Below are 12,569 nucleotides of genomic sequence, written 5' to 3' on the forward strand. Positions count from 1 at the left end.
ACCGGACCACCGGACCACCAACTGTCAGTTCGATCAGGAGCACAAACGATGTCCCAGAATGCGCAACTTGCCGAGCTGTCCCGAGCCGGGGTGTCGGTCTGGCTCGACGACCTGTCCCGGGACCTGATCTCCTCCGGACGCCTCGCGGAACTGGTGGAGACCCGGTCGGTGGTCGGGGTGACGACGAACCCGGCGATCTTCCACGCCGCGCTGACGAGCGGGACCGCGTACGACGAGCAGCTCAGCCACCTCCGAGGCCGAGGTCATGAGGCGGACGCCGTGATCCAGGCCGTCACCACCGACGATGTCCGTGCCGCCTGCGACATCCTGGCGCCGGTGTACGAGCGAACCGGGACAGTAGACGGACGAGTATCGATCGAGGTCGATCCGCGACTGGCTCACGATGCCGAGGCCACGGTGGCACAGGCGAGGGAACTGTGGCAGATCGTGGACCGACCCAACCTGCTGATCAAGATTCCGGCCACCACGGCCGGGTTGGAGGCGGTCAGTCGGGTGCTGGCCGAAGGCATCAGCGTGAACGTCACACTGATCTTCTCCGTCGAGCGGTACACGCAGGTCGTTCAGTCCTACCTGGACGGTCTGGACGCCGCCGCCCTGGCCGGCCACGACTTGTCGTCCATCCACTCCGTGGCGTCGTTCTTCGTCTCGCGGGTCGATACCGAGGTCGATGCCAGACTCGAGGCCATCGGCACACCGGCAGCGCTGGCCCTGAAGGGCCAGGCCGCGCTGGCCAATTCCTGGCTGGCCTATGCCGAGTATCAGCAGAACTTCGAGAGCTCCGACCGGTTCCGGAGCCTGGCCGGCCGCGGCGCCCGACCGCAGCGGCCGCTGTGGGCGTCGACCGGCGTGAAGGACACTCGGTACAGCGACACCTTGTATGTCAGTGAGCTGGTCGCACCGGCGACGGTCAACACGATGCCGGCGGCGACCATGGAGGCGTTCGCCGACCACGGGGACATTTCTTCGGGGTCGGGCACCAGGAGGTTTGCCGAACCTGCAGCGCTGTTCGAGGCGCTCGGAGAGGTCGGGATCGACATGGATGACGTCTTCGCTCAGCTGGAGCGCGAGGGCGTCGCCAAGTTCGACACGGCCTGGAACGAACTGATCGCGGCCGTGGGTGCACAACTAGCGTCTCGGTGACGACGCGCGGGCTCGAGCCTGCGGCATGCCGGAGGTCTGCGCAATGGGCACGCCTCCGCGGCGGATACGACGGGCCCCGCAGGAGCAAGACTCGTAGACGATAACGCCCTCACTGGTCGAATGCCGCGAATCGCCCACCCACCTGTGATCGAGGTCGAGGACGCACTCCGCCCCCACGGCGTGAGGGCGGACTTCTCTCGCCGGCCGCGGCTGGGATACCCAGGCAGCCGCCGCGGCACTACACAAGTTCGAAGTGCGCGACCCTGCACTCTCCCGTGCACAGTCGCACCAGCTTCTCGAGTGGTCGCACCGATTACGAGAGCCGTTCGAGGCCGGCGACGTCGAATCGACCTGCGCAGCAATCAACTGCCTCCTGGAGGCAGCGACCTCCAGGGCCTTTCTGAGTACCCATGACGGGATGAAGCCCCATCTCCACTTCACGGCCGATCACGATGATGCTGTCGCGCGGGCCAAGGCGATCACCGCGGGCGGCCTGGCGATCTTCGCGGTGGAGTCCGCGGGCGGTCGGCTCGGGGCATGCACCCGGCATGGTTGCCCGGAGGTCTTCGTCGACACCAGCCGCAACGGGCGACGGGCCTATTGCAGCGCCCGATGTGGCAACTACGAGGCCGTCAGGCGGCACAGGTCCGCCGTCTGAGGACTGGACTGTGGACCCACTTGGTGAATATGCCCCCCGGTCGATCCGAGATGCCGATCCAGCCCCGTAGCGCAAAGCTTCGGCGGAAGCTACTGCCGGGCACGGCGAAAATTGAGACTGCCAACCGGGGCAAAGCGATAGATGAAACCGGCCGTGGAACGAATGCCGGGCCTACGCGAATATGGTTTGCCGTCAATTGTTCACCTATCGGGTTCCCATGGTTTTGTGGCGGTCCACCGAGGCACACTTCGCGAGGTCCACCCGTTGGGTAGCGCTAGTTCGCATTCGGCCTTGACCCTGCCAGACGAGAATCGCAGCGAGAGGTGCGGCACGGCCAACGCGGGGGGCGGGTCCGAATATCCGGTCCACCATGATCACCGCCCACGGCATCCAGGCGGCACTGCACCAGGTGTGCGGTACCCGGCGGCGACTTGAGGTGATCGACCGTCCACGCACGAGCTGGAAAACCCTCGCGACCCGCAGATGTCCTCAACAGGCGATTCGCCGCAGTCGCGACGGCGTCTAAGAGTCGAGAGGGGAGAGCGCCCAACGTAATCAACGCCCAACGTAATCATTGACGACCTCGTGCCATCCCGGCGCGGCCTTCACCGCTGGCGGCCGTCTGATATTCGGCGGCATCTCCAAACGGTGCCGTACACGTCTTGAGCGGACACCTAAGTGCCAGGCCCGCGGTGAGGGCGATACCGATACCAGGCGGGCAGAGTCACGAGGTCAGCCCTGAAGGGGCAGCCACTCCTCCCTGCCCGCCGTCAATCTAGCCCGCTTCGTCGAGCACCGTGTGCGCGCAGGTCACGAGCTCGTCGACCGCCCCCGCCGGTATCTGCCCCATCGCCGTGAGGTTGCGTGAGTCGTCGAGCTGGCGCCGGCGGACTCCCTCGAGGATGATCGCAAGCTTCCACAGGCCGAGACCATGCCAGAAGGGCACATCCGAGAGATCGCGCCCCGACACCTCGGCATAGTGCTCGACGAGCTCGGTCCGAGTCGCGAAGCCAGGCACGGTCGAGGCATCGAATCGCATCGTGGGCGGGTCCCCCGCCTGGGGCCAGTAGGCGAGCAGGGTCCCGAGGTCTGCAAGCGGGTCGCCGAGCGTGGCCAGCTCCCAGTCGAGGATCGCCCGCACCTGCGCGTCGTCCGGGTCGACGATGACGTTGCGTAGATGGCTGTCGCCATGCACCAGGGTGATCTCACCGGGCGCCGGCTCGCGCTCACGCAGCCGGGCCGTCAGCCGGTCGAGATCGGCGAGATCGCGGGTGCGGGAGAGCTCCCACTGCCCGCTCCACCGGCGCAGCTGGCGCGCGGCGTACGGCTTGCGGCTCGCGAGGTCGGCCAGGCCGACCTCCTCCAGGTCGACGGCGTGGATGCGCGCGAGGGTGTCGGTGAGCGACAGGCCGACGGCGTGACGGGCGGCCGGCGACAGGTGCTCCGCGTCGACCCGGTGGTCGAGCACGAGCCCGTCGACAAAGGACACGACGAGCACCGGGCGGTCGGCGACCGCCGGGTCCTCGCACAACCCGTGGACGACAGGAAGCGGCACCCCGGTCCCCTGGAGCGCCGAGAGGATCCGGTGCTCCCGGGCGACGTCGTGCGCGGAGGCGAGCAGTTCGCCCATCGGCGGGCGTCGCAAGACCACCCGTCGGCCCCGGACGTCCTTCGCCAGGTAGGTGAGGTTGGACTGCCCCAGGCCCACGCGTTCATAGGTCAGCGGCTGCTCGACCTCGACCCGTTCGGCGAGCCACGCCGTCATCGCGGTCGTGTGGATGCCCTCGATCATTTCTGCCGGCCCCACTCGGGGCTGCGCCGGCGGTATTCGCGACGCGCGATGGTCATCTTGTGCACCTCGTCCGGGCCGTCCGCGAGGCGAAGGGTGCGCATGTGGGCGTACCAGAGGGCGAGCGGGAAGTCGTCACTCACGCCACCGCCACCGTGGACCTGGATGGCGCGGTCGATCACCTTGAGCGCGACCGCGGGGGCCGCGACCTTGATTGCCGCGATCTCCGTGCGCGCCACCTTGTTGCCGACGGTGTCCATCATGTGCGCCGCCTTGAGGGTGAGCAGACGGGCCATCTCGATCTCGATGCGCGACTCGGCGACCCAGTCCATGATGTTGGCCCGGTTGGCCACGGGCTCACCGAAGGTCACCCGCGACTGAGCGCGGTCGATCATCAGGTCAAGGGACCGCTCGGCGACACCAATCGCGCGCATGCAGTGGTGGATGCGCCCCGGACCGAGCCGGGCCTGGCTGATCATGAAGCCGTCGCCCTCGCCGGCGAGGAGGGCCTCGCGGGGCACGCGCACGTCAGTGAAGGTCACCTCGGCGTGGCCCTCGCGGTCCATGTAACCGAAGACGGGCAGACCGCGCTCGATCGTCACTCCCGGGGTGTCGACCGGGACGACCATCATCGACTGCTGGCGGTGGGGTGGGGCGTCCGGGTCGGTCTTGCCCATGACGATCATGACCTTGCAGTTCTTGTGCAAAGCGTTCGACGTCCACCACTTGCGGCCGTTGATGACGTACTCGTCACCGTCGCGCTCCATGCGCGTCTCGACGTTGGTGGCGTCGGAGCTGGCGACGGCCGGCTCGGTCATGGCGAAGGCGGAGGCCATCTCGCCGGCGAGGAGCGGCCCCAGGTACTTCTCCTTGTGCTCGTCGGTGCCGAAGAGCGTGAGCACCTCCATGTTGCCGGTGTCCGGGGCGTTGCAGTTGATGGCCTCGGGCGCGATCTCGAGACTGCGGCCGGTGATCTCGGCGAGGTGCGCGTACTCGAGGTTGGTCAGGCCCGGCCCCCACTCGGGGTGCGGGTGGAAGAGGTTCCACAGGCCCTGGCTGCGCGCCTCGGCCTTGAGGTCCTCGAGCACCTGCGGCTGGTGGTTGGCATCACCGGAGGCGCGCATCTGCTCGCGGTAGACGCTCTCCGCGGGGTAGACGTGCTCGTCCATGAAGGTGAGGAGACGGTCGCGGTAGTCCTGTCCGCGTTGGCTGAGTTCGAACATCGTGGTCGTCCTTGTCTGGAGGTGTGCAGGTCAGGTGGTGACACCAGACGGTGCCGGGAGGGAGAGGGCCTCGTGGACCCGGGGGATCGTGTCCTCGGCGGTCCGGTGGTGGATGCCGCGGATGCCGAGGCGGGCGGAGCCGGCGAGGTTGTGCTCGAGGTCGTCGACGAGGACGCACTCGTCCGGGTCGACGCCGAGCTGGTCGCAGGCGATGCGGTAGATCTCGCGGGAGGGCTTGCGCACGCCGACCTGGCCGGAGACCACGCTGACGTCGAAGAGTTCCTCGAGGTCGACCCGGGCGTAGCAGTCCCGCCCGAGGGAGTTGGAGACGAGCGCCACCGGCGTGCCCGCGGCGCGGACCCGGCGCACCAGGTCGACCATCGGCGGGTCGAGTTCGAGGTGGGCGGCCAGACGGGCGAGCAGGCCCCGCGCCTCGACCCGGCCGCCCGCCTCGACGAGCGCCGCGGCGAAGGCATCCTCGAAGCCCTCGTCGTCGAGCCGGCCCACCTCGTGCTCGACGAGTGCGCGGCGGGCCCCCTCGTGGGTGGCGAGCACGCCGAGCGCCCGGTCCGGTTCGAGCCCAACGTCGGCGGCAAGCGCGCGGAAGGCGGTGCTGATCGGGACGGTGAGCACTCCCCCGAAGTCGATGAGCAGTGCCTGGACGGGGCGCGCGTCGGACGGGGTCGACTCCGGTGACGTCGACGTCATGGCGTGGCTCCTTCGGTACTTCGTGGTGACAACAGGTATACTTGAACCCAGATTCATATTCAAGTCCCGGATCGCCGCTACCCGAGGAGCCACCATCCCCAGCGCCAGCCTGCCGTCGACGCCACACCGCGGGGCGCTCGCCGGCGCCCTCGCCGTGCTCTTCGGCGTGACCGGCCTCGGCAGCGCCGCGGTCGCCGTCGCCCTGCCGGCGATCTCCGCGGACCTCGGCCTGACCACGGGGCGTGCCGCGCTCGTCGTCAGCTGCTACTCGCTCGCTCTCGCCGTCGGCAGCGCGATCTTCGGGCGGCTCGGCGACCTCTTCGGCATCCGGCCGCCCCTCATCATCGGGATCTCGGTCATGGTGACCGCGGCCTGCGCGGGGTCGCTCGTCGACTCCCTTCCCGCCCTCGTCGCCACCCGGACCCTGCAGGGCCTGGGTGCAGCCGCCGTCCCAGCGCTCACCATTGCCGCGATCCAGGCGCTCTTCGCCGGTGACTCGCGAGCCCGGGCCATGGCTACGTACTCGGGAGTCGGCGCGACGATCAACGTCCTCGGACCGGTCGTCGGCGCCCTGCTCGTCGACCCCTTCGGCTGGCGACCTGTCGTCGCCATCCCGCTGCTCACCCTGCTCGTCGTACCGCTCGTGTGGCGCGACCTGCCGACGCAGCGGCAGCAGGGCGCGACCCTCGACCCCGTCGGGGCGGCACTCGTCGGCGGGGCGGCCATCGGCGCCGTGCTGTCCCTGCAGGCAGCGACCCTCGGCCCGGTCGTCGCGGTCGCCGGCGGGGTGCTTCTCCTCGCCTGCGCGCCCACCGCCGTCCTGCGCTCGCGCAGGCGGCCGCACGGCGTCGTCCCCGCCGCCCTGGTCCACAACCGGGCCGCCCGCCGGAGCCTGCTCACCGCGGCGAGCCTTCCGGCGGCGTGGTTCGGCATGCTCGTCACCGTGCCGACGGTGCTCATCGCCCACGGTTGGTCGGGCACTGCGGTGGGGATGCTCCTGCTGCCCTGCGCTGCGCTAGGCCTCATCGCTCCGCGCATCACCGGGCCGGCGCTCATCAGGTTCGGCGCGGCGCGCAGTCAGCTACTCTCCGCGATCGGCACCACCCTGGCCATCGTCCTGGCCGCGTTCGGGGCCGACCGGGTCGACGCCCTCGCCCTCATCGCCGCCACGCTCGTGCTCATGCTCGCCTTCGGCCTGGGCCAGCCGGCGATGACCGCGCTCGTGGCCGACTCGGTGTCCGTGCACCACCGCGGTGGGGCGCTCGGCCTGCTCACTCTGGTCTTCCTGCTGGGCGGCAGCCTCGGCGCCGCCGCGGTCGGTGGCCTCGGTGAGGCCATCGGCTTTCCCCGCGCCCTGCTCGTCCTGGCCGTCCTCCCGCTGACGGCCGCCCTCGCCTTTGCCCGTCCACTTCCGTCAACCCGACCACGACCCCAGGAGAACCCATGACCACTACCGATCACGTCCTGTACGAGCTGACCGACGGCATCGCGACGATCACACTCAACCGGCCCGACCGGCGCAACGCCATGTCCGTGCCGATGATCGAACGGCTCGGCGAGTTGCTCGCCAGGGCCGACGAGGATCCCGCCGTGCGCGTCCTCGTGCTCACCGGCGCGGGGCGCTCCTTCTGCGCTGGCGGCGACGTCCAGCAGTTCGACGAGAACGGCGGAGAAGGGGGCGGCGCGAGCGAGGTCGACCCCACGGCGGTCGCCGCGCAGCTGCACCACCAGGAGCTCACCGTCGGGCGCCTGCACGCCTTCACCAAGCCGACGATCGCAGCCCTGCCCGGCGCGGCCGCTGGGGCCGGCCTCGGCCTGGCACTCGCGACCGATCTGCGCATCGGGACCCCGCGAACCGTCGCCGCGACGGCTTTCGCCGCGGTCGCCCTGTCCGGCGACTTCGGTGTCGCGTGGCTGCTCGACCGGCTCGTCGGTCCTGCGCGCGCGCGTGAGCTGATGCTCCTTAACCCGCGCCTCGACGGGCAGGCCTGTCTCGACATGGGCCTGCTCACGCGGCTCGTCCCCGAGGAGGAGCTCGCACAGGCGACCACCGAGCTCGCGACCCGTCTGGCCCACGGTCCGGCGCTGACCCTGGCGCACATCAAGAGCAACCTGCGCGAGGCCCCGCACCAGACGCTGTCGGAGTCGATGGCCGGCGAGGTCCCGCGGCACAAGGAGTGCGGCCTGACCGACGACCACGTCGAGGCGGCCCGCGCCTTCGTCGAGAAGCGCCCCCCGGTCTTCGTGCACTGACGGCTCGACCGGAGGCGGCCACAGCGAGACGCGGCCGTCGGGTGAGCTACCCCTCGAAGTAGGCGCGCGGGTTCTTCACCAGCATCGTGTCGATGTCGTCCTGCGACGCGCCGCCCTCGAGCAGCGCCGGGATGACGTCCTCGCTGATGTGCCGGTAGTTCCAGCGCGGGACCACCTGGCGCTTGGCCTCGGGGTCGAACCAGTCGATGAAGCACGCCGCGTCATGTGCGAGCACCATCCGCTCGGCGTAGCCGCGGCGCAGCAGCTCCAGCACCGTCGCCACGCGGTCCTCGAACGGCAGGAGAACGTCGAGGCCGAAGCGGTCCATGCCCAGGTAAGAGCCTGCGTCGGCGACCTTGCAGAGGTAGTCGAGGTCGGTCGTGTCGCCACTGTGGCCGATGACGATCTTCGCCAGGTCGGCACCCTCCTCGGCGAGGACGCGCTGCGCGACGAGTCCGGACCCGGTGTGCGGGTTGGTGTGCACGGTGATCGGAGCCCCGCTCTCGGCGCTCGCCGCACCGACCGCCCGCATGGCCCGCTCGACGCCCGGGGTGAGCCCCTGCTCCTCGATCGCGCACTTGAGGAATCCGGCGCGCACGCCCGTGTCGGCGATGCCCTCGCGCAGGTCCTTGAGGAAGAGCTGCGTGAGCGGCTCGGGCACGTCGAAGAGCAGGCCGGGGCCGGTGTAGTGGAACTGGAAGGGGATCTCGTTGTACGTGTACAGACCGGTGGCGACGACGATGTTGACGTCGACCTGCTCAGCGACGCGCTGCACGCGCGGGAGGTAGCGCCCCAGCCCGAGGACGGTCGGGTCGAGGATCGTGTCGATGCCGAGGGCCGGCAGCTGCCCGAGCTCGACGACGGCCTCGGCCACCTTGACGTCCTCGTCCCAGTCGCCCTGGTAGTTCTCCCGGTACTCCTCCCCCAGCACGAAGATGTGTTCGTGGGCCAGCACGCGGCCCAGGTCGGCGGAGTCGATGCTCCCTGTCACGGTCGGTACGGCCACCATGGCGCTCTCCTTCGGGTCGGTCCTCGGAGCATAGGTCTACTTGAACTTGAATTCAAGTACTAATCGAGGCCCGGTTCGTGTGGCGATCGTCGGCGAGAGACGCGCCGGCGGCACGAGAGAGCCGGCCGCACCGACCAGCGGGTCGGTACGGCCGGCTGCCTCGTTCAGGGCCGGGTCAGATCGCCTGGGCGGGGACGACCTCCGGCTGCGCCACCGGGTGGTCGCGGTCGTGGCGGGCGAGCTTGCCCTTCAGGAGCGGAAGAAGGAGCAGACCGAGGATGGTCGCACCCACGAGCACCCACAACCCGGAGGACGGCGAGCCGGTCGCCTTCTCCGTGAGGCCGAACGCGTACGGTCCGACAAAGGCACCGGTGAGCCCAATCGTGTTGACGAAGGCCAGGCCCGCGGCCGCGGCCACCCCCCCGAGGCGGGCCATGAGGACTGACCAGTAGAGGGGCTGGACGCCGACGATGAAGACCATCGTCGCGCTGAGCAGGAGCATCTTGGCCACCGGGTTCTCCGTGGAGACGAAGGCGAGAGCCATGACGATCGCGGCGGCGGTCGTGATGCCGATGAGCCGCACCTCGGTGCCGGGGTTGCGCTTGAGCAACCGTGGCACCACGAGGACGCCGATGACGGCACCGACACCCACGACGCCCGAGATGAGCCCGATCATGAAGCTGTCGGTGACCTCCATCGCCTCGACGATGGAGGGGACGAAGAAGACGACGCCGTAGGTCGCGATCTGGTTCATGAAGTAGATCGCCGCGATGGTCAACAGAAAGGGCTTGGACATCGCGGTGCGGACGATCGCGCCGGGGCGCGACTCCTCGGGCTGCTCGCCGACGGCCCGGCGGGTCAGCTCGCGCGCCTCCTCCGGCTCGAGCCACGGCGCCGTCTCCGGCGAGTTGGGCAGGGCGAAGAATATGAAGATGCCGAGGAGGACGGTGGGGATGCCCTCGAGGACGAAGAGCCACTGCCAGCCGTGCAGGCCGGCGATGCCGTCCATCTTCATGAGCGCACCGCCGATGGGGTTGGCGACGATGAAGGCGACGGACGAGGCGGTGAGGATGAGGCCGACGGCGGTGGCGCGATCCTTTTGCGCGAACCAGGTCGTGATCAAGTACATGATTCCCGGGTAGAGGCCGGCCTCGGCCGCACCGAGCAGCAGCCGCAGGATGTAGAAGACCATCGGGCTGGAGATGAACATCATCGCCATGGTGATCAGGCCCCACGTGACCGCGATGCGGCTGATCCAGACCTTGGCTCCGATCCGGTGGAGGATGAGGTTGCTCGGCACCTCGAGGGCCGCGTAGGTGATGAAGAACAGGCCCGCCCCGAGCCCGTAGGCCGCGGCGTCGATCCCCGCGTCGATCTCGAGCGAGGTCTTGGCCAGGCCGACGTTGGTCCGGTCGACGAAGGCCATGAAGTAGGCCGCCATCAACAGGGGCATCAGGCGCACGAAGGCTTTCCTGGTCGCCCTGGCGTGCACGAGGTCCGACGGGGTTGTCGGTGCAGTCATGTGAACTCCTGGATCTGAATGATCATTCAGGTTCATATTGAACCCGGATTCAGATTGTGTCAAGGGTCACAGAATTTGAGCCCCTGGACGCGTCGAGACGACCGGCACGGTGCCGTGTTCGTCGACCGGGATGGCGGCGCGGGGATCAGGGACGAGGTGGTACTTGTGCGACGGTTCCCCGGCGTTCACGAACACCACGTACTCGTGTCCGGCCCGCCAGTCGACGCCTCGGGCACGGTCGTTCTCGAACTCGACGTCGGGTACAGCGGCCCCGTTGTGCTGGGCTCGCTGGGCCTGTCGCAGCGAGCACGAACGCGATGCCGGCCGCCACGGAGAGGGCTACGAGGGTCGCCGTGACAGGGATATGGCCACGGGCAGGCCGCGGGTGGGGCTCTCCGTCGCACAGGTCCTTCCTGCAGCGGCACACCCAGCAGTGCGGCAACCAGGATCCGGCGCCCGCTCACCCCCCACACCCGGCGAGGCGCGGCCACTGGAAGGTATCGAGAGACGACGGTAGTGGCCTTGACCGCTGACCGCCGCGCACCCCTCATCACTGTCAGTCCCGGGTGTCGGCGAGCTCCTGCGCGCGGGCGAGCAGCTGGGGCTTGCGGATCTTGCCCGTGTCGGTGAGCGGGAATGCCTCGACGACCTCGACGAGGGGCACCTTGTAGCCCGCCATCCGGCCGCGCGCCCACTCCTCCACGGTGTCGGCGCTCAGTGACCCCCCGGCCCGCGCGCTGACAAAGGCGACCGGCCGCTGACCGCTGGTCGCGTCCTCGGCGGGCACGACGGCGACCGAGCCGATCTCGGGGTGGTCGGCGAGCATCATCTCCACCTCGGCGGGGAAGACGCTCATTCCCTTGACCTTGATCATGTCTTTACTGCGCGCCAGGTAGTGCAGGCACCCGTCGTCGTCGAGGTACCCGGTGTCGCCCGTGTGCAGCCAACCGTCGCGGAGCTGCTCGGCGCTCGCGGCCGGGTTGCCCCAATAACCGGTCATGATGGAGGGACTGCGAAGGAGGATCTCCCCCGCCTCGCCGAAGGGAATCGGCGCGGCGGTCACCGGGTCCACGACGATCACGTCGGTGCCGGGCACGGGCAGCCCGCAGAAGACCGGTTCCGTCAGCAGGTCGTGGTCGTCCTCGTGGAAACCGTGGGGCACGACGTCGACGGTGTGGCTCTCGGTCATGCCGTAGGACCCCTCCCGCAGGATCGACCCCGCGCCGACGACCTGCGACCAGCGACGCCGGATCTCGGGGGTCAGCTTGCGGATGAAGGACATCGCCATGGGGGCGGTGAAGGAGGTCAGGTCGCGCTGCTCCACCCCCGGCACCTGCAGGATGTCGAGGTAGCTCTCGACGGTCGCCGCGGTCATCGTCACCCCGTGACGCTCGATCAGGTCGACCACCGTCGCTGCGTCCCAGCGTTCGAGGAGGACCGTCGTGCCACCCATGACGAGTGGGATGAGGATGCCCAGGTCCTCCCCCGCGATCCAGAAGACCGGGATGAAGCACAGCGACACGATGTCGCGGCCGGCGAGCCCGTTGGCCCCCGTCGCGCTCACCGCGGTGTAGACCATGTGTCGCTGAGCGTGCTCGCAGCCCTTGGGCAGGCCAGTCGTTCCCCCGGTGTAGTTGAGCGCGGCGAGGGCGTCGAGGTCCCCGGCCGGCTCGAGCAGCGGTTCCGCGCCGACTGTCTCGGACCAGCGCACGACCTCGACACCGTCGGCGGAGGGCAGGGGCTCCCCCTCCCCCCCGACGACGACGATGGTGCGCACCTCGGTCTCGACGGCCGCGCCGCAGAGCCGCTCGGCAAGCGCAGCGCTCGTCACGACGACCCGGGCGCCGGAGTCGCCGAGCTCGTGGACGAGCTCGGCGTGCTGGAACATCGGGTTGACCGGGACGTGCACGCAGCCCGCCCGCAGGGTCCCGAGGAAGGCCACGACGAACTCCGGAACGTTGCCCAGGTGGACGCCGACGCGGTCTCCGGGAGCCACCCCCTTCGCCCGCAGCCAGCCGGCCCACCGTGCGTGCCGGTCGGCGAGCGCGCGGTAGTCGATGACGACGTCGTCGTGGACCACGGCGGACCGGTCGGGGCGCTGCCGGGCCCAGGCGTCGATGTACTCGGGCACCGTGAGGTCGCCCAGGGGGTGGACGACGTCACGCGGCGTGTCCGCAGGACGGACCCGCTCCTGCCGGCGTCGGACGTCCTCGAGGTGCTGGGTGTATTCCATTCCTGCGCTCCTT

General features: G+C 69.5%; 10 protein-coding genes. 4 read left to right on the forward strand and 6 right to left on the reverse strand.

Annotation, left to right across the window (positions count from 1 at the left end):
• Window positions 1-48: 48 nt before the first annotated feature.
• Window positions 49-1,161, forward strand: coding sequence for a transaldolase (gene tal / locus NR111_RS05695; protein ID WP_256820213.1), 1,113 nt, complete (start codon window positions 49-51; stop codon window positions 1,159-1,161).
• A 418-nt stretch (window positions 1,162-1,579) separates the two neighbouring features.
• Window positions 1,580-1,819 (forward strand): CGNR zinc finger domain-containing protein, encoded by a 240-nt coding sequence (locus NR111_RS05700; protein ID WP_256820214.1) that lies wholly within the window; start codon window positions 1,580-1,582, stop codon window positions 1,817-1,819.
• A gap of 775 nt (window positions 1,820-2,594) precedes the next feature.
• On the opposite strand, the gene NR111_RS05705 is transcribed toward NR111_RS05700, so the two are convergent.
• The 3 genes from NR111_RS05705 to NR111_RS05715 are packed head-to-tail and all read right to left on the reverse strand — an operon-like array spanning window position 2,595 to window position 5,539.
• The gene (locus NR111_RS05705) at window positions 2,595-3,611 is read right to left on the reverse strand and encodes a phosphotransferase family protein (protein ID WP_256820215.1); all 1,017 of its coding nucleotides are present in this window, start codon (window positions 3,609-3,611) and stop codon (window positions 2,595-2,597) included.
• Window positions 3,608-4,831 (reverse strand): acyl-CoA dehydrogenase family protein, encoded by a 1,224-nt coding sequence (locus tag NR111_RS05710; protein ID WP_154830040.1) that lies wholly within the window; start codon window positions 4,829-4,831, stop codon window positions 3,608-3,610. Before NR111_RS05710 ends, NR111_RS05705 begins: the two co-directional genes overlap by 4 nt.
• A gap of 30 nt (window positions 4,832-4,861) precedes the next feature.
• Window positions 4,862-5,539, reverse strand: a complete 678-nt coding sequence (locus NR111_RS05715) for an HAD family hydrolase (RefSeq protein ID WP_154830039.1) — start codon at window positions 5,537-5,539, stop codon at window positions 4,862-4,864.
• Here NR111_RS05715 and NR111_RS05720 point away from each other — a divergent pair.
• Window positions 5,538-6,986, forward strand: coding sequence for an MFS transporter (locus NR111_RS05720; RefSeq protein ID WP_256820216.1), 1,449 nt, complete (start codon window positions 5,538-5,540; stop codon window positions 6,984-6,986). The two genes, NR111_RS05715 and NR111_RS05720, sit on opposite strands and share 2 nt — an antisense overlap.
• Complete coding sequence (locus NR111_RS05725; RefSeq protein WP_120285570.1) at window positions 6,983-7,792, forward strand: enoyl-CoA hydratase-related protein; 810 nt, start codon at window positions 6,983-6,985, stop codon at window positions 7,790-7,792. Before NR111_RS05720 ends, NR111_RS05725 begins: the two co-directional genes overlap by 4 nt.
• A 46-nt stretch (window positions 7,793-7,838) precedes the next feature.
• Here NR111_RS05725 and NR111_RS05730 read toward each other — a convergent pair whose 3' ends face one another.
• The 3 genes from NR111_RS05730 to NR111_RS05740 all read right to left on the reverse strand — a co-directional run bounded on the left by NR111_RS05730 (window position 7,839) and on the right by NR111_RS05740 (window position 12,556).
• Window positions 7,839-8,801 carry a phosphotriesterase gene (locus NR111_RS05730; protein WP_154830038.1) on the reverse strand — a complete coding sequence of 321 codons (963 nt, stop codon included), beginning with the start codon at window positions 8,799-8,801 and terminating at the stop codon, window positions 7,839-7,841.
• A gap of 175 nt (window positions 8,802-8,976) precedes the next feature.
• Entirely contained in the window at window positions 8,977-10,323 is a 1,347-nt protein-coding gene (locus tag NR111_RS05735) for an MFS transporter (RefSeq protein ID WP_256820217.1), read from the reverse strand.
• A 556-nt stretch (window positions 10,324-10,879) separates the two neighbouring features.
• A complete protein-coding gene (locus tag NR111_RS05740; protein ID WP_154830037.1) occupies window positions 10,880-12,556 on the reverse strand; it encodes an AMP-binding protein in 1,677 nt (558 codons plus the stop codon).
• Between the last annotated feature and the right edge of the window lie 13 nt (window positions 12,557-12,569).

The sequence above is a fragment of the Dietzia sp. Die43 genome (assembly GCF_024519835.1).
In the GTDB taxonomy this organism is placed as follows: domain Bacteria; phylum Actinomycetota; class Actinomycetes; order Mycobacteriales; family Mycobacteriaceae; genus Dietzia; species Dietzia kunjamensis.

Bases quoted from the DNA above. Each gene is read 5' to 3' on its own strand.
- NR111_RS05700 (WP_256820214.1), top strand. From the start codon at position 1,580: ATGAAGCCCCATCTCCACTTCACGGCCGATCACGATGATGCTGTCGCG.
- NR111_RS05725 (WP_120285570.1), top strand. From the start codon at position 6,983: ATGACCACTACCGATCACGTCCTGTACGAGCTGACCGACGGCATCGCG.
- NR111_RS05720 (WP_256820216.1), top strand. From the start codon at position 5,538: ATGGCGTGGCTCCTTCGGTACTTCGTGGTGACAACAGGTATACTTGAA.
- NR111_RS05705 (WP_256820215.1), bottom strand. From the start codon at position 3,611: ATGATCGAGGGCATCCACACGACCGCGATGACGGCGTGGCTCGCCGAA.
- NR111_RS05740 (WP_154830037.1), bottom strand. From the start codon at position 12,556: ATGGAATACACCCAGCACCTCGAGGACGTCCGACGCCGGCAGGAGCGG.
- NR111_RS05715 (WP_154830039.1), bottom strand. From the start codon at position 5,539: ATGACGTCGACGTCACCGGAGTCGACCCCGTCCGACGCGCGCCCCGTC.
- NR111_RS05735 (WP_256820217.1), bottom strand. From the start codon at position 10,323: ATGACTGCACCGACAACCCCGTCGGACCTCGTGCACGCCAGGGCGACC.
- NR111_RS05730 (WP_154830038.1), bottom strand. From the start codon at position 8,801: ATGGTGGCCGTACCGACCGTGACAGGGAGCATCGACTCCGCCGACCTG.
- NR111_RS05710 (WP_154830040.1), bottom strand. From the start codon at position 4,831: ATGTTCGAACTCAGCCAACGCGGACAGGACTACCGCGACCGTCTCCTC.
- tal (WP_256820213.1), top strand. From the start codon at position 49: ATGTCCCAGAATGCGCAACTTGCCGAGCTGTCCCGAGCCGGGGTGTCG.